Origin of the sequence: Dapis brunnea BLCC-M229 (assembly GCF_050015995.1) — a bacterium.
GTDB lineage: Bacteria > Cyanobacteriota > Cyanobacteriia > Cyanobacteriales > Microcoleaceae > Trichodesmium.
The window spans coordinates 26,766-43,426 of sequence record NZ_JBNHEP010000077.1 but is presented as its reverse complement, the minus strand read 5'-3'; the positions used below and the strand labels follow the sequence as shown (position 1 = coordinate 43,426).

Here is a 16,661-nt window from a genome sequence, read left to right as displayed (position 1 = left end):
CGGGTTTCACCGGAAGACGTAGGGGCGGGTTCCACAGGAAATTTATCGGAATTAAGATTAAATGAAATCAACCCGCCCCCCTGGGGATATCATGCACCACCAAAGCGGGGCGGGTTTAGGGAAGTTAATCAGTTATAACAAGATTCTTGGTGAAACCCGCCCCTACAATTGTGGTAACGTTGGTGACGTAGGGGCGGGTTCCACAGGAAATTTATCGGAATTAACATCAAATTAAATCAACCCGCCCCCCTGGGGATATGATGCACCACCAAAGCGGGGCGGGTTCCACAGGAAATTTATCGGAATTAAGATTAAATGAAATCAACCCGCCCCCCTGGGGATATGATGCACCACCAAAGCGGGGCGGGTTATCAAATGAAATCAACCCGCCCCCTGGCCGCTAATCAGAAAAATATGTAATTAAGGTGCGTTACGGCGCTGCCTAACGCACCCTACTGGACTTGGTTTTTCGATTCTGTTGAACTCGTTGCTAAACCGACTAAACAGCGAAAGCGTCAACCGTACTGTCAAAGAAAGTTAGGAAGTTTTGTGCTTTCTGCTCGTTGCCAAAATTCCAGGTTTCTGTGTCACCGATACCATTGCTAATTGCTACCTCGGTTCCCGTAAGTTCGGCTTCATTTAAAGTGGGAATCACATGGATATCAGCATTCGTCAACTGGTCGCCACCAAATAAATCCCCCATTTCCCCGATGAAATCATCAAAGTTATTGCGGACTTGTGTTCCTGGGGTATCAGCACCTGACCATTTAAAATCAAGACTGTCGGTAGTGCGCAAACCATCTGATAATTCTGGGTTCAATGAGACAATCTCGTCATTGGTCAATATCCTGATGTTGTTAGCCCCGCCATTGGTACCGCCATTGAACTGGAAGATTTTGGTTTTAGTTGGGTCTTTGCCCAGGAGATCCTTTGCGAATGCCTGAAAAGCATTGGCATCAGCATCATTGTCGAAGTCAGCTTTGTACTGACCCCCTACCCCAGAACCCGCGATCTTAATTGTGACTTTATCAACACCCTCATTTTCTGTGATAGATGGATTTTGGTTGCCACCAAAATGTTCGAGGGAATTCTCGTTGATAGTGCCATTCCTGACAACTGTTCCGCCAAGTTCCAATACAGCTTCGGTTAAGAAATCGTTCAGAGACTGATTAGTTGCAGTCCCGTCAATTGTGTAAACAGGTTGGGAGTTAGCAAGTTCAACAGTGTACTCTGTACCACTGATATTGCTACTAAAAATGGTGTAGTCAGATTCAAGGGAATTGGGAGGGGCGGTATTATCAGTGACTCCATCAATGGTAACATTAACTGTGGCTGTATCTGTACCGCCATTACCATCATCAATGGTGTAGGTAAAGCTATCGGAGGCTGTCTCTCCATTATTAAGAGATTCAAATTTACCGTTAGGATCGTAGTCGAAAGTGCCATCAATGTTGAGAGTCAACAATGCGCCAGAAGGCAAAGTGACTTGACTGCCAACATCAGCAGCATTGCCGTTTACTTCCGTAACAGTAAGCGGGTCGTTTTCGCCATCGCCATCGTTAGTGAGGACGTTACCACTGAGAAGGCTGTCTTCATCAGTTGTTACTGCATCGTCTACTGCATTGGGCAACTCCTCATTGAACCATACTTCGTTAGGTCCACCGTTGAAACCGTTGGAAGGACTTCCGATACTGCCGAGAAATCGATCCAAATCCCCATCACCATCTAGGTCTCCCAGTTGGATATTTGAATTGGAGGATGAGCCTAGACTCTGACCAGAATCGGTAAACGTACCAGATCCATCATTTACCAACACAGTGTTGCTTCCTGCCGTATTGGCCAAGGCGATATCCAAGTCTCCATCTAAATCTACGTCTCCTAACTCCACCCCTTGGGTAGCAACGTTACCCACACTCTGACCAGAATTAGTGAAAGTACCAGACCCATTATTAAGCCACACCACACCATTTCCACCTGGACTAGCAACCACTGCATCCAAATCACTGTCCCCATCTATATCTCCCAAAGCAACTTCTTCACTGGAACTATTGCCCAAGGACTGACCAGAATTGGTGAAAGTACCAGAACCATTGTTTATCCAGACCTCGTCACTCTCACCAGTGACTACAAAAGCATCTAGGTCTCCATCACCATCTAGGTCTCCCAAGGTGACATCCTCAGTGTACCCTGAAGTATTCACCGTCGAACCCGCAGTAAAGACTCCAGCGCCGTTGTTTATCCACACTTGGCTGGTGCTGCCCTGGTAGTAGGAATAATTGGCGACGAAGGCATCTAAATCTCCATCTCCATCTAAGTCTCCCAGGTTGACCCCATCGCTAACATTATTGCCTAGGGACTGCCCGGAGTCAGTGAAGTTACCGGAGCCATCATTGAACCACACCTTATTAGGACCACCATAATAGCCGCTAGTGGCAACAAAAGCATCTAAATCTCCGTCTCCATCTAAGTCTCCCAGATTAACCGCTGCACTATCATCGTTACCTAGAGTCTGACCCGAATCGGTGAAAGTGCCAGAACCATCGTTTAGCCACACTTTGTCGGATGAGGCAATATTGGCGATGAAGGCATCTAAATCTCCATCACCATCCACGTCCCCGAGGTCAACTCCAGAGCTGATAGCGTTGCCCAAGGCTTGACCAGAATCGACGAAATTGCCCCCAGGAGGAATGTTGAGGTTCTCAAAGTAGTTAATTTCGCCGCTAGCATTTCCAATAAAGGCATCTAAATCCCCATCACCGTCAATGTCGGCAAAGGTTGGGGCACTGTCACTAACATCCACATCATCTAAGGGGTTGCCACTACCGGTGACTTCGCTAAAGTTACCCGAACCATCATTCTCAAAGTAGGTGATGTCGGCTTTGCCCTCTCCAATAAAGGCATCCAAATCCCCATCACCGTCAATGTCGGCAAAGGTGGGGTTACTTACAAAACCCACATTCACAGCATTTAAGGGGTTGCCACTACCCGTGACTTGGCTAAAGCTACCCGAACCATCATTCTCAAAGTAGTCGATTGTGGCTTCGCCATTTCCAATGAAGGCATCCAAATCTCCATCACCGTCAATGTCGGCAAAGGTGGGAGCACTCCGTCCTTCCTCTAGACCAACATCTACACCATTTAAGGGGTTGCCACTACCTGTGACTTCGCTAAAGCTACCCGAACCATTATTCTCAAAGTAGTTGATGTTACCGTCCAATTCTCCAATAAAGGCATCCAAATCTCCATCACCGTCAATGTCGGCAAAGGTGGGGGTACTCCAACCGCCCACATTCACACCATTTAAGGGGTTGCCACTACCCGTGACTTCGCTAAAGCTACCCGAACCATCATTCTCAAAGTAGTTTATGTTGCCGTCCTCTTCTCCAATAAAGGCATCCAAATCTCCATCACCGTCAATGTCGGCAAAGGTGGGTTTACTCCGATCGCCCACATCCACACCATTGAGGGGGTTTGCTGTGCCAGTTCGTTCTAAAAAAACAGGCATAATTAATCTTTACTCCATTAGTTAACAATAAGTTTTGTCTAGTAAGGATTTAAAGTGCTTCTCAAACCTTTTAGTGGTTTACTTACCAGTTCTCGCCATGCCAAGAGATTTTTCCATCGGCTGAACAAGTCGCACAACCAGCTAAATTTTCAATCGCTTCCCAGATTGGCGCGACTCGCTGATGAAAGTGGTGTAAGGTGCCAGACGGCGGCGCAGGAACTGTGCCATTTGCTGGTTTTCCATTGCCACCCCCCAGGTACAGTTAGGCACGGGACTAGCAATTTGCCTTTTGAGTCCCTCTGCAATCAGGGCAACTCCCCGTCCTAACTTTTGGAATCGCTGTGCCACAAACATGGTGGTATAGCGAATTGTGTCTGGTGCGACACGATGGGTGACTATCCAACCCACCACTTCGTCTCCATAGCGCAACCCCAAGCTGTTTAGGGGTTCCAACCGGGAATCGTCCTCAAAGGGACTCAGGGAAGTTGGATAGTCTAGTGTCTGTTGAATTTGTTGTTTTTCAGCATCGGTTAATTTACTCCAAGGAAAAATCGTGAAAGAATCCGGCAGTATCTGTTTATACAACCAAGGAGCTTGGGCTATTTTCTCCATTGACATTTTCGCCAGCCAGAAAGTCTCTTTGGGGGGCTGCCACTGCCTTTGTTTAAGCAAAGGTTCTAGCGCAGATGCAGTCAGTTCAGTGGCTTGGTATGTCACTATGACTTGGGGACATTTCTGGGCAGCGAGGGCTTTTTCCAGGTGTTTAACCAAGGTGCTGCCAATTCCCTGATGGCGATAATTAGGTAAAACAAACAGAGACAATACCTCTGCTTGGGGAATATTTTCTCTCGTCGTGACAATTTCGGCGATCGCTAATCCCACCATTTCCCCTGCAACGGAGGCAGAAATTCCTACCAGTGGTCCTTTTTGTGGGAAAGTCTGCCAGCGTTTCTTGATGCTAGGAAAAGTTAAAGCATCGTATTGTAAGGAATTAGCTGGATTCAGGTTTTCCACCAGTTGGTATTTAACTTTTGGTTGGGCAGTTTCACCTTTTGAATCTTGATTTTTGCCTTCTGTGTTCTGCGTCTCATCTCCCATTTCCCCCCTGCTTTCGTAAGGGGGAGATTGCCTTGCACCTTCTGACTCTTGACTTTCACTCAACTCCCCTGGGAAACTAGAGAAACCACGACAAGTAACTAAACGAGCAATTTCATCATTCTTGAAACCCAACGCCATTGGGCGTCGCACTCCAGGTAAAACCTGTACGTCATAGAGTTCGCTGACAACTCCTTCTAACTGGAACCAGTGGGCAATACTCCCGGTGGTCAAATCAATCACCATCAAGCCACAAAAGGGGTTGGCATCCTTTGCTGCTAACCGTTCATCCAGGGCCAAACCAGAAAAAGAGCGATCGCGTGGTTTAGATAGCCCCACAACAGCATAGTTACCCCAAAAAGCCAAACCCCGCATATACCCAGGACAAAAAGCAACAGGCTGAAATTGGCCTGTTAGTAAGTCCAGATAACCAAATTCTCCTGTACCAGAATTGAGCAACCACAGCTTTCCTTGGTAAAAGCGAGGAGAGTGAGGCATTGAGAACCCTGAAGCGACAATCTCATTTGCCTCAATATCAATAACCACGCCCCCATCTTGCCGTCTTTCTCGCCAGCCTCCGGTCACATCGGAACGACTCACAGCCGTCACATAACGGGGCTTTCCTTCTACCATGGCCAAACCGTTGAGGTGACAGCGGTCTTCTGGTGTCAGCTTGGAAATAAAGGGTGGTTGCCAGATTGGTTCAAAACTGTACTGGTGACTAAGGGTAGCCAGACAGCTAAATAAAGTATTGACAAAAATGACTCGATCCCCACTCCCTACTTGCGGGGGGGGTTATTGTAACATTAATAGGATTACTTGTCAAGGTCTGCTGGGGAGATTTTCCCATCACCACGTCATGAATATCCAAATCTCCAGTGGTGTAGGCAATACGGGGCACATATAGCTTGTCATATCCTTTATATAATTGACCAGGGTTCAGAACATTATCAAACTTCCACAATTGATACCGGGTACTGAGGTAGAGATGGTTAGAGGTAGCCCATAGCCCCATAGCTCTGTCAAATAGTCGCTCGAAACTGGAAAGTTGCCCATTGGGTTTGAGACCAATTAGGAACAGACGATTAGTTTGATAAGTGGTGAATGCCAAACTTATCTGCTGCTCTTGTAACCAAGAGAGAAAATGACGAGAGCAACTAATTTCTAGGGGTTTAGGGGTAGATATTGGAGTTTGACTCACCATATTGTCGAGCTTCAAATCTTTTCTTTGGAATACTATACTGGAAAAATGAGGAGCTTTATATAAAGTTTTTATTAAGATATAGTTCAACATCATCAATAGAGCAAAATCATAGCCAAAATAACCAATGCCATTATTTAGGGCTTGCTGAAAAAGTCTGATGGTTGAGGCAGGGAAGGGAGTAGGGAGTAGGGAGTAGGGAGTAGTTAGGTAGGGGAGCCGTCGGATTGGCGACGTACAGGAGGAGCGGGGAATTATAGAGGATGTAGAAGGAATTATTGAGGGACAATTTTTCTGTCATAATCATCCCAAAGTACTAGCTTTATGCAGCTCTTTGGTGGAAAAAGCTGGTACTTTTTCAGGGTAAAAAAATGCTACAACCTTTATATGTCAATACTTTTATATTTAATCAGCAAGCCCTATTTATTTATAGGACTTACGCAAAGAAACCCGGTTTCTACGATAAATCATTGTTTTGAACAATAGATGTCTACGAGAAACCGGGTTTCTGGGTTCCCCTAGGACATTCTCGCCCCTCTCAAATTTAGTCAGCGCAAGAATTTTACTTCTAACTTCTGACTTCTGACTTCTGACTTTAGCTTGGGGAGTTATTGAACGAAAACTGAGCAAAACTCAACTCATTAATTTTATTCCAATTAAAAACTTGCTCTCGAAATTTTTTCCATTGTTGATAAACTTCCTTAAAACTTCCATTTTTACTAGCATTTTCCTCATAAATCTCAAAAGCAGCCTTCTGAGCAGCTTCCATAATTTCTGGGCTAAAAGCTCTCAACTGAACACCCTTTTCAATCAATCTTGGTAACGCTTCACTATTCAAAACATCATATTGAGCTAACATATTCAAATTAGTTTCATAAGCAGCAGTCTGAAAAATTTCCTGATATTCTGTTGGTAACTTATTCCAAGCATCTAAATTAACTAATACATCTAAAGTCAGACCAGGTTCCCACCAACCAGGATAATAATAATATTTTGCAGCTTTATATAAACCCAATTTCTCGTCATCATAAGGTCCAGTAAATTCAGCAGCATCAATAGCACCTCTTTCCAAAGCTAAATAAACTTCCCCACCAGGTAACACCTGCACATTTACTCCCAACTTGCTCATCACATCCCCTCCCAAACCAGGAATACGCATTTTTAAACCATTGAGGTCAGCCAAAGTATTAATTTCCTGCCTAAACCAACCACCCATTTGTGCCCCTATGCCACCCGCAGGAAAGTTAATCAGGTTAAAATCAGCATAAATTTTTTGCATCGCTTCTAGACCCCCACCATGATATAGCCAGGCATTCTGTTGTTGGGTAGTAAAACCAAATGGAACAGTAGTCGCAAACACAAGGGTAGGATTTTTGCCTTTATAATAAAAACTACTTGTATGACCACATTGTACGGTGCCTTGTTGTACAGCATCTAAAACTTCCAACCCTCCAACTATTTCACCAGCTTGATAGGGAGTAATAGTAAATCTGCCATTGGTCAAAGCTGCTACGCGATCGCAAATCCGCTGCGCTCCACCAAACAAAGTATCAAGAGATTTCGGCCAACTCGTGGTCATTCTCCATTTTATCTGTTGGGGTTCGGTTTGACTCAATGCAGGTAAAGCAACTGCACTGGTAGCAGCAACAGTAGCATAACTAATTAGGTTTCGACGTTTCATTATTTTTTTATAGTAGGGAACAGGGAATAGGGAATAGGGAATAGGGAATAGGGAATAGGGAACAGGGAATGGGGAACAGTGGGAAAAACATTTCCATTGTACGAATTCTCAATTCTCAATTCTCAATTCTCAATTCACTTTGGGTTATTGAACGAAAACTGAGCAAAACTCAACTCATTAACTTTATTCCAATTAAAAACTTGCTCTCGAAATTTTTTCCACTGTTGATAAACTTCCTGAAAACTCCCATTTTGACTAGAATTTTCCTCATAAACCTCAAGAGCAGCTTTCTGAGCAGCTTCCATAATTTCTGAGCTAAAAGCCCTCAATTGAACACCTTTTTCAATCAATCTTGGCAACGCTTCACTATTCAAAACATCATATTGAGCCAACATATTCAAATTAGTTTCATAAGCAGCAGTCTGAAAAATTTCCTGATATTCTTTTGGTAACTTATTCCAAGCATCTAAATTAATCAATACATCTACAGTCGCACCAGGTTCCCACCAACCAGGATAATAATAATATTTTGCAGCCCTATAAAAACCTAACTTCTCATCATCATAAGGCCCAGTCCATTTAGTAGCATCAATAGCTCCTCTTTCTAAAGCTAAATAAATTTCCCCACCGGGTAACACTTGCACATTTACTCCCAACTTATTCATTACATCCCCTCCTAAACCAGGAATACGCATCCTTAAACCATTGAGGTCAGCCAAAGTCTTAATTTCCTGCTTAAACCAACCACCCATTTGTACCCCTGAGTTACCCGCAGGGAAGTTAATCAGGTTAAAATCAGCATAAATTTTTTGTATGGCTTCTAAACCCCCACCATGATATAGCCAAGCATTCTGCTGTTGGGTAGTCAAACCAAATGGAACAGTAGTTGCAAATACAAGGGTAGGATTTTTGCCTTTGTAGTAAGAACTAGCAGTATGACCACATTGTATAGTGCCTTGTTGTACAGCATCTAAAACTTCCAACCCTCCGACTATTTCACCCGCTTGATAGGGAGTAATAGTAAATTTGCCATTGGTCAAAGCTGCTACGCGATCGCAAATCCTCTGTGCTCCACCAAACAAAGTATCGAGAGATTTCGGCCAACTCGTTGTCATTCTCCATTTTATCTGTTGGGGTTCGGTTTGACTCAAAGCAGGTAAAGCCACTGCACTGGTAGTAGCAGCAGTAGCATAACTAATTAGGTTTCGACGTTTCATTATTTATTATAGTAGGGAACAGGGAATAGGGAATAGGGAACAGGGAACAGTGGGAAAAACACTTCCTTTATGCGAATTCTAAATTCTGAATTCTAAATTCTGACTTCAGCTTGGGGAGTTATTGAAGGCAAACTCAGCAAAACTCAATTCATTAATAGCATTCCATTGATAAATCTGTTCTCGGAACTTTTTCCACTGTTCGTAGACTTCTTTAAAGGTTGCATCCTGACTAGCTTTCTCTTCGTAAAATTCAAAAGCTGCTTTCTGTGCTGCTTGTAAAATTTCTTGACTGTAGGGACGTAACTCCGTTCCACCTGCTATCAATTCTGCCAATGCTGCTCCGTTTAAAGCATCATATTGGGCGAGCATATTTATATTTGCTTGATATGCAGCACTTTTAAAAGTTTCCTGATATTCTTTTGGCAACTTATTCCATTCATCCAGATTAACTTGCACCTCAAAAGTTGGACCTGGTTCCCACCAACCAGGATAATAATAATATTTTGCAGCTTTATCTAAACCTAATTTCTTATCATCATAAGGACCTACCCATTCCGCAGCATCAAGAGCACCTCGCTCCAAAGCTAGATAAATTTCACCACCAGGCAATACTTGAGCATTTACACCTAATCTTTTCATTACTTCCCCACCAAAACCGGGGATACGCATACTTAAACCATTTAGATCATTAACTGTGTTAATCTCTCGTTTAAACCAACCTCCCATCTGCGTCCCACTATTACCAGCAGGGAAACTAATAATATTAAAGTCGGAGTAAAGCTTGTGCATTATCTCTAACCCCCCACCATGATAATACCAAGCATTCTGTTGTTGAGCAGTCAAGCCAAAAGGGACAGAGGTGCCGAAGGCAAGGGCAGAATTTTTACCAACATAATAGTAACTAGCAGTATGGCCACATTGTACGGTACCTTGTTGGACAGCATCCAGAACTTCTAAACCTCCAACTATTTCACCAGCTTGATAGGGGGTAATAGTAAATCTGCCATTAGTTATAGCTTCGACGCGATCGCATAGTGTTTGTACCCCACCAAAAATTGTCTCTAGAGAGCGAGGCCAACTTGTGGTCATTCTCCATTTCACAGAGGGCAAGCTATCAGTAGAGGTAGTTTGAGTGGTGGTTTGACTACAAGCGGCTAAAGTTGCGACACTTGCGCCAACTGCAATGTGATTAATTAGTTTTCTTCGTTTCATTGTTTTGTATTATTAGTGTTTTAAGTTTTTCTGCTTAGTATTAGATAAAGTTTTAAAGTTTGATATCCTTATCAAAAGGAGTAGAAACAGAAGTTGAAATCTTAACCCAAGTATATAGTAAAATAAGCAAAAAACCCTCAAACTAAAAGTCTGGGGCTATATTCACTGCCATCTCAAAAATCTTATTTATATCATGTCCAGTTGAATACTTACACTTTGGAGGAAGGAAGGCAGAAGGGAAGAAAAGGTTAGAAGGAATAAAGTTTTTTTATCACTGATTATCCTGAAATGATATTATACTTCACCAAAGGCGATAAACGTGAAGCCACAATCATCAGGTCTGTCAGGTGATGAAGTCACAGCAACGAAGTGATATGGCATAACTTCAACAATGGCAACTGACATATTAAATGTCTTCCATTCAGGTCCTTGAATGGTACAAACTGGCGCTGGTTGTTTAACAAAAGGACGCTCGAACTCTATTAAATAGGTTCCTTGCCAAATTCTGCGGGAACGGAACCCTTCACCAAACATAATGTTACCGTCTAGATGAATAGCACCATAGATGTGTTGGATTTCTTTTCCCACTGAATCTTTGATAATTGTCATTATTGACTCCTACTAGATGTTACAGTAACCTAAAGAATAGTTTAGATTAATTTGTTTTGGGATATAATATCAAATATAGTTACCATATAGATACTGTCTTAAATTATGTTCTAATCTTTCTGGCTTACTTTTTAGTAAAAGCTTCGATCTAAATTGGATTAACAGCTACACAAGCCTAAAAAGCCCTCAGACTGAAAGTCTGGGACTAAATTTTAATATTACAGAGCTTTAAATACAGCAATTATTCACTGTTATCTTAAAAAGCTCGCCATAATTTTTCAAATTTTTCATTCCCTCATGGTAAAATGTCTGCACCCATTAATGTATCGTCGATCGGGAGGAGGGAATATCAAAGTTTTAGATATTGCCAAAAGCAATAAAGGTGAAACCACAATCTTCAGGTCTGTCAGGTGAAGAAGTAGTGCATACAAAGTGCCATGGAGCAACGTCAACGACAGCGACTGACAGATTAAATGTCTGCCATTCACCTCCATAAATGGTACAAATTGCTGCTGGGGTGTCTACAAAAGGCTGGTCGAATTCTATTAGATAAAGTCCATAGCGAAGTTTATGGCATTTGAAGCCTTCACCAGAAATTATCTTACCGTCTGGAGAAATAACACCATAGATGTGCTGAGTTGCTGTTCCCGCTGAATCTTTAAAAATTGCCATTACTGACTCCTGTTAGATTTTACTAGTACTGTTTGAAATCAACTATAGAAAATTTAAACAGCTTATTCCTTCTTGCTGACAATATCAGCAATGGTTAAACCATTGAATACACTATTTTCCGACTTTTCTAGGATTTGAGTCAACAGTTATCAACCTATAGAATAGGTAGGTTAATTAATATGCTGTTAACATTTTTGGCAAGGGTTAAAACTCTTATTTAGCGTCACCAAAAGCAATAAATGTAAAAGCACAATCAATAGGTCTGTCAGGTGATGAAGTAATGCAAATGAAGTACTCTGGATTAACTTCAACGATAGCGACTGACATATTAAATGTCTTCCACTCATTTCCAGTAATAGTACAAACTGGTGCTGGAATACCATCAAAAGGACACTCGAATTTTATGATATAGGTTCCTTCCTTAATTTTCTGGCTCTCAAAACCTTCGCCGAACCACTTACTACCGTCTGGTCCGACACCACCGTAGATATGTTGGTGTCCGTGCTCATGGTCATCTTTAAAGATTGCCATAACTTGCTCCTATGTCAGTTCATTTACATTCTTAAAACTATCATCAGCAGGTTAAAAACACTTGAGTCTTGTGATTAAAGTTTACAATTAGAAAAATATTCCTATTAATGCTATAATTAGACTCTAAATTTAATAATTTGTATTTAAAATTACATCTTTTTTATTTTTTAAGAATTGACTTTAAATGACTTACTTACCGGAATCTAGAAACTCAATTTTTTCCTAAATATCTATTGTTGAAACCATAATTTCTTTTAGCAACCGGGTTTCTTTGGGTAAGTCTGTAGAATAAATTCATTCTAGTAATTCACACTTGACTTTTGATTTGGTCAAGACTGTTGTAAAATTATCCAATTAGTCAATCGAATTTTACAAAATTTCATTGGGAATGGAACAAAATCATAAATCAACAGTAGTAATTACGGGTGCATCGTCAGGAGTAGGTTTACACGCTGCCAAAGCTCTTGCTAAAACAGGTCAATGGCATGTAGTGATGGCTTGTCGAGACCTCTCAAAAGCCGAAAAAGCTGCTCAAGAAGTGGGTATGGCAAAAGATAGCTACACTGTTATGCACCTAGACTTGGCCAGTTTAGAGGGCGTAAAAAGGTTTGTCAATACTTTTAGAGAAAGTGGTAGGTCTCTAGAAGCTTTGGTCTGCAATGCTGCGGTATATTTGCCATTGTTAAAAGAACCGATGCGGAGTGTAGATGGATATGAACTAAGTGTGGCAACAAATCATCTGGGACATTTTCTTCTATGTAACATTATGTTAGAAGATTTTAAACAGTCTCCTGCTACGGATAAAAGGTTGGTAATTTTAGGAACTGTAACAGCTAACCCGAAGGAGTTGGGAGGAAAAATTCCAATTCCAGCACCTCCAGATTTAGGAAATTTGCAGGGTTTTGAAGCAGGTTTTAAAGCTCCTATTACGATGATTAATGGCAAGAAGTTTAAATCTGGTAAAGCTTACAAAGATAGCAAACTCTGTAATGTTTTGACAATGCGAGAATTGCATCGGCGTTATCACGAGTCAACGGGGATTGTTTTTAGTTCTCTGTATCCTGGATGTGTTGCAGATACACCTCTATTTAGAAATCATTTTCCTTTATTCCAGAAAATTTTCCCACTATTCCAGAAGAATATTACTGGGGGATATGTTTCTCAAGATTTGGCTGGAGAAAGGGTTGCTGCTCTGGTTAAAGATCCTGAGTATAAGGAGTCTGGAATGTATTGGAGTTGGGGAAATCGCCAAAAGAAAGATCGTCAGTCTTTTGTACAAGAGGTTTCTGATGAAGCAAGTGATGATGATAAGGCAATTAAGCTTTGGGAACTAAGTTCAAAGTTGGTAGGTTTAGCTTAATTTTTTGACCTAATAATTAAGGTCTAAAGCCTCTCCTTTTAAGAAGAAAAAAAATCATTTTGGTCAATCTTCTTCTTTTAAGGAGAGCTAATAATTAATTATTAATTGCTGATAACTGATAACTGAAATGGCTATTCTCAACCTCAAACCTACCCACAAACCAGTTTTATCTAAAAATGTAGGTTGGGTAGAACGACAGTGAAACCCAACACGCACTTGATTGTTGTTGGGTTTTTCCGTTGGAAATGCTCCGCAAACGTACCTCAACCCAACCTACGCCTTACTATTGGTAGTAGCGTGTCAAGCTTGAAAATGTCAGGCGTAAAAACCTAACCCCCCAACCCCCTTCCCTGCAAGGGAAGGGGGAGAAAGACTCCCCTCTCCTGCGAGGAGAGGAGTTGGGGGAGAGGTCTTCTATGCTCATTTCTAACCCACTATTGTAGTATTGGCTGATAACTAATAACTGATAACTGAAATGGCTACTCTTAACCTCAAACCTACTCACAAACCAGTCAAATTATATTACCAAAGTTTAAAAAAGTTTATACAGTTGGGAGCTGTTAATGAAGGGGCTGTAAAAGTTGCTTTTGCGGACTTACTAACCGCTTGTTGTCAACAGTTTAACTGGACGTTGGTACAAGAGAATAGCATTTCATCAACCAAGAAAAAACGAATCCAAGTTGATGGGTTATTAGTTAGAGACGATACTCTTAAACATGGCATTTGGGAAGCGAAAGATACTGAGGATGATTTAGCTAAGGAAGTAAAAAAGAAATTTGCTAAAGGTTATCCCAAAGATAATATTATTTTTCAGTCTCCCGAACGGGTGATTATTTGGCAAGGGGGAAAACAGGTTTATGATGGAGAAATTACTAAACCGGAAGCTCTGGTAGAAAGTCTCAAGTTATTTTTTGAATATCGCCCACCCCAGATAGAAAATTGGGAAAAAGCAGCTACAGAATTTGGGGAAAGAGTTCATAATTTAGGGGAAAAATTAGTTGAGTTAATTCAGAGTCAACGCAAAACTAATAAAAGATTTATTGCTGCGTTTGACGGGTTTAGTAATATTTGCCGTCTGTCGATTAATCCGAATATTTCTGATGCAGCGGTGGAAGAAATGCTGATTCAACATTTGTTAACGGAACGAATTTTTCGCCAGATTTTTGATAATCCAGATTTTACTCGGCGGAACATTATTGCGGTAGAAATTGAGAAGGTAATTAATGCTTTAACCTCGAAGTCTTTTAGTCGGAATCATTTTTTATAGGAGGTAGATTATTTTTATTTGGCATTAGAAGAAGCTGCTCAAACTATTAAGGATTATAGCGAGAAACAGCATTTTTTAAACACGGTTTATGAGAAGTTTTTCCAAGGGTTTGCTGTTAAGGTTGCTGATACTCATGGCATTGTTTATACTCCCCAGTCTATTGTTGATTTTATGGTAAAAAGTGTTGATGAGATTCTGAAAAAAGAGTTTAAGAAATCTCTCAGCGATAAAGGGGTACATATACTAGATCCGTTTGTGGGAACGGGTAATTTTCTGATGCGGGTAATGCGGGAAATTAGAAAAACTGCCCTACCTAATAAATATAAGGATGAGTTGCACTGTAATGAGGTGATGTTGTTACCTTATTATATTGCTGCGATGAATATTGAGCATGAATATTTAGAAGCAACGAGAAAATATGAGCCGTTTGAAGGAATTTGTTTGGTGGATACTTTTTCGGTTCAAGAAGCGTTACAGTTGGATTTGTTTACTCCCGAAAATACTCAACGGGTGCAACGACAGCAAGATTCAAAGATTTTTGTAGTTATTGGTAATCCTCCTTATAATGCGTGGCAACAAAATGAGAATGATAATAATAAAAATCGGAAGGATGAAAAATATAAAGAAGTAAATACACGGGTAGCTCAAACTTATTCTAAAGACTCAAAAGCAACTTTAAAAAATTCTCTATCAGACCCTTATGTAAAGGCTTTTCGTTGGGCTGCGGATAGAATTAAAGATGGGGGAATTGTGGCTTTGGTAACTAATAATAGCTTTATTGATAATATTGCTTTTGATGGAATGCGTAAGCATTTAGCCCAATATTTTAGTCAGATTTATGTTTTAGATTTGGGTGGTAATGTACGAACTAATCCCAAGTTATCGGGAACGACTCATAATGTTTTTGGGATTCAGGTTGGAGTGAGTATTAATCTGTTGATTAAAAAGAAGGAAGGTAAAAATCTCAATGTCAAATTTACTATGCAAATGTGGGTGAGTTTTGGCGGAAAGAGGAAAAATATGCTTATTTAGAAAAATATCAGCATTTAGGTGGGGTTGACTGGCAAGAAATTGAACCGGACAAAAAAAATACCTGGTTAACGGCAGGGTTGCAGGCTGATTTTGAAACTTTTATCCCAATGGGAACTAAGGAAACTAAAGCTGCAAAGGGAAAAGCAACAGATACTATTTTTAAGTTATTTAGCAACGGAGTAAAAACTAATCGCGATGTTTGGGCTTATAATTTTAATCATGATGGATTAGCAGAAAATATTCAACGGGCGATCGCTACTTATAACGAACAAGTCAGGAAATGGCAGGATAGGCAAGACAAACCAGTTAAAGTCGATGATTTTGTCACTTATGATGATACTAAAATTAGCTGGTCTGGAGATTTGAAAGACCATTTAAAGCGAGGGATTATCGTAGAATATGACCAGAATCATATTAGACAGTCTCTTTATCGTCCTTTTACTAAATCTTGCCTTTATTTTGATGCTCACTTAAATAATCGTCGTTATCAATTTCCCTACATATTCCCTACCCCGGATATTGAGAAAGAGAATCGAGTAATTTGTTTAAGCGGAGTCGCTAGTAGTAAGCCTTTTCATAGTCTGATAACTTCACAAATACCTTGCTTAGATATTTTAGAAAAAACCCAATGTTTCCCCTTCTACACCTACGACGAAGACGGAACCAACCGCCAAGAAAATATCACTGATTGGAGCTTAGACACCTTTCGCCAAGAATACCAAGACCGCGCGATCGCTAAATGGGATATCTTCTATTATATCTACGCCGTTTTACATCATCCCACCTATCGAGAAAAATACGCCGATAACCTGAAACGAGAATTACCTCGCATTCCCTACGCTTCAAACTTTTACGGATTTGCCAATGCAGGAAAACGCCTCGCCGAGATTCACATCAACTACGAACAACAACCCGAACATCCCTTAACATTTATCGAGAATGATGAAGTTCCCTTAAATTGGCGAGTCGAAAAAATGAAACTGAGTCAAAGATAAAACCCAATTAATTTATAACGAGTTTCTCACCTTAGCGGATATTCCCACAAAAGTCTTTGAGTATCGTCTCGGAAATCGTTCCGCCCTAGATTGGATTATCGATCGCTACCAAGTAAAAGTAGACAAACGCAGTGACATTGAAAATGACCCCAACCGCTTAGACGACGAACAATATATTGTCCGATTAATTGGTCAAGTAATTACAGTTAGTTTAGAAACTGTAGATATTGTTGATAACTTGCCGTCGCTAGATTAAGCCCAGAAACCCAGAAACCGGGTTTTTT

12 protein-coding genes and 1 pseudogene are annotated in these 16,661 nt (G+C 41.0%); 4 read left to right on the top strand and 9 right to left on the bottom strand.

Features of this window, described 5'->3' with window-relative positions; translation table 11 throughout:
- Positions 1–499: 499 nt before the first annotated feature.
- The 9 genes from ACP6PM_RS08620 to ACP6PM_RS08580 all read right to left on the bottom strand — a co-directional run bounded on the left by ACP6PM_RS08620 (position 500) and on the right by ACP6PM_RS08580 (position 11,723).
- Complete coding sequence (locus ACP6PM_RS08620; RefSeq protein ID WP_426583669.1) at positions 500–3,505, bottom strand: FG-GAP-like repeat-containing protein; 3,006 nt, start codon at positions 3,503–3,505, stop codon at positions 500–502.
- Positions 3,506–3,646: 141 nt separating this feature from the next.
- Positions 3,647–5,335: a TIGR03032 family protein gene (locus ACP6PM_RS08615; RefSeq protein ID WP_426583673.1), complete on the bottom strand. Its 1,689-nt coding sequence runs from the start codon at positions 5,333–5,335 to the stop codon at positions 3,647–3,649.
- Positions 5,336–5,339: 4 nt separating this feature from the next.
- Positions 5,340–5,819, bottom strand: a complete 480-nt coding sequence (locus ACP6PM_RS08610) for a DUF4915 domain-containing protein (protein WP_426583667.1) — start codon at positions 5,817–5,819, stop codon at positions 5,340–5,342.
- Positions 5,820–6,396: 577 nt separating this feature from the next.
- Positions 6,397–7,482 carry a TRAP transporter substrate-binding protein gene (locus ACP6PM_RS08605; protein ID WP_426583665.1) on the bottom strand — a complete coding sequence of 362 codons (1,086 nt, stop codon included), beginning with the start codon at positions 7,480–7,482 and terminating at the stop codon, positions 6,397–6,399.
- Between the two features lie 134 nt (positions 7,483–7,616).
- Positions 7,617–8,699, bottom strand: coding sequence for a TRAP transporter substrate-binding protein (locus tag ACP6PM_RS08600; RefSeq protein ID WP_426583663.1), 1,083 nt, complete (start codon positions 8,697–8,699; stop codon positions 7,617–7,619).
- Between the two features lie 105 nt (positions 8,700–8,804).
- A complete protein-coding gene (locus ACP6PM_RS08595) occupies positions 8,805–9,911 on the bottom strand; it encodes a TRAP transporter substrate-binding protein (RefSeq protein ID WP_426583661.1) in 1,107 nt (368 codons plus the stop codon).
- Between the two features lie 294 nt (positions 9,912–10,205).
- Positions 10,206–10,520, bottom strand: a complete 315-nt coding sequence (locus tag ACP6PM_RS08590; protein WP_426583659.1) for a hypothetical protein — start codon at positions 10,518–10,520, stop codon at positions 10,206–10,208.
- A gap of 357 nt (positions 10,521–10,877) precedes the next feature.
- A complete protein-coding gene (locus tag ACP6PM_RS08585) occupies positions 10,878–11,192 on the bottom strand; it encodes a hypothetical protein (protein ID WP_426583657.1) in 315 nt (104 codons plus the stop codon).
- Between the two features lie 213 nt (positions 11,193–11,405).
- On the bottom strand, positions 11,406–11,723 hold the full coding sequence (locus tag ACP6PM_RS08580; RefSeq protein ID WP_426583655.1) for a hypothetical protein: 318 nt from the start codon (positions 11,721–11,723) through the stop codon (positions 11,406–11,408).
- 388 nt (positions 11,724–12,111) lie between these two features.
- On the opposite strand from ACP6PM_RS08580, the gene ACP6PM_RS08575 reads away from it, so the two are divergent.
- The 4 genes and pseudogenes from ACP6PM_RS08575 to ACP6PM_RS08560 all read left to right on the top strand — a co-directional run bounded on the left by ACP6PM_RS08575 (position 12,112) and on the right by ACP6PM_RS08560 (position 16,633).
- Entirely contained in the window at positions 12,112–13,083 is a 972-nt protein-coding gene (locus tag ACP6PM_RS08575) for a protochlorophyllide reductase (protein WP_426583653.1), read from the top strand.
- A 475-nt stretch (positions 13,084–13,558) separates the two neighbouring features.
- Positions 13,559–14,350, top strand: coding sequence for a hypothetical protein (locus ACP6PM_RS08570; RefSeq protein ID WP_426583652.1), 792 nt, complete (start codon positions 13,559–13,561; stop codon positions 14,348–14,350).
- Positions 14,351–14,368: 18 nt separating this feature from the next.
- Positions 14,369–15,382 (top strand): N-6 DNA methylase, encoded by a 1,014-nt coding sequence (locus tag ACP6PM_RS08565; RefSeq protein ID WP_426583650.1) that lies wholly within the window; start codon positions 14,369–14,371, stop codon positions 15,380–15,382.
- A gap of 107 nt (positions 15,383–15,489) precedes the next feature.
- Positions 15,490–16,633 (top strand): annotated as a pseudogene (locus ACP6PM_RS08560) (type ISP restriction/modification enzyme).
- Positions 16,634–16,661: the final 28 nt, after the last annotated feature.

Excerpts from the sequence above, each read along its gene's own strand:
- ACP6PM_RS08605 (WP_426583665.1), bottom strand. The coding sequence starts at position 7,482 with ATGAAACGTCGAAACCTAATTAGTTATGCTACTGTTGCTGCTACCAGT.
- ACP6PM_RS08575 (WP_426583653.1), top strand. The coding sequence starts at position 12,112 with ATGGAACAAAATCATAAATCAACAGTAGTAATTACGGGTGCATCGTCA.
- ACP6PM_RS08580 (WP_426583655.1), bottom strand. The coding sequence starts at position 11,723 with ATGGCAATCTTTAAAGATGACCATGAGCACGGACACCAACATATCTAC.
- ACP6PM_RS08620 (WP_426583669.1), bottom strand. The coding sequence starts at position 3,505 with ATGCCTGTTTTTTTAGAACGAACTGGCACAGCAAACCCCCTCAATGGT.
- ACP6PM_RS08570 (WP_426583652.1), top strand. The coding sequence starts at position 13,559 with ATGGCTACTCTTAACCTCAAACCTACTCACAAACCAGTCAAATTATAT.
- ACP6PM_RS08585 (WP_426583657.1), bottom strand. The coding sequence starts at position 11,192 with ATGGCAATTTTTAAAGATTCAGCGGGAACAGCAACTCAGCACATCTAT.
- ACP6PM_RS08590 (WP_426583659.1), bottom strand. The coding sequence starts at position 10,520 with ATGACAATTATCAAAGATTCAGTGGGAAAAGAAATCCAACACATCTAT.
- ACP6PM_RS08600 (WP_426583663.1), bottom strand. The coding sequence starts at position 8,699 with ATGAAACGTCGAAACCTAATTAGTTATGCTACTGCTGCTACTACCAGT.
- ACP6PM_RS08595 (WP_426583661.1), bottom strand. The coding sequence starts at position 9,911 with ATGAAACGAAGAAAACTAATTAATCACATTGCAGTTGGCGCAAGTGTC.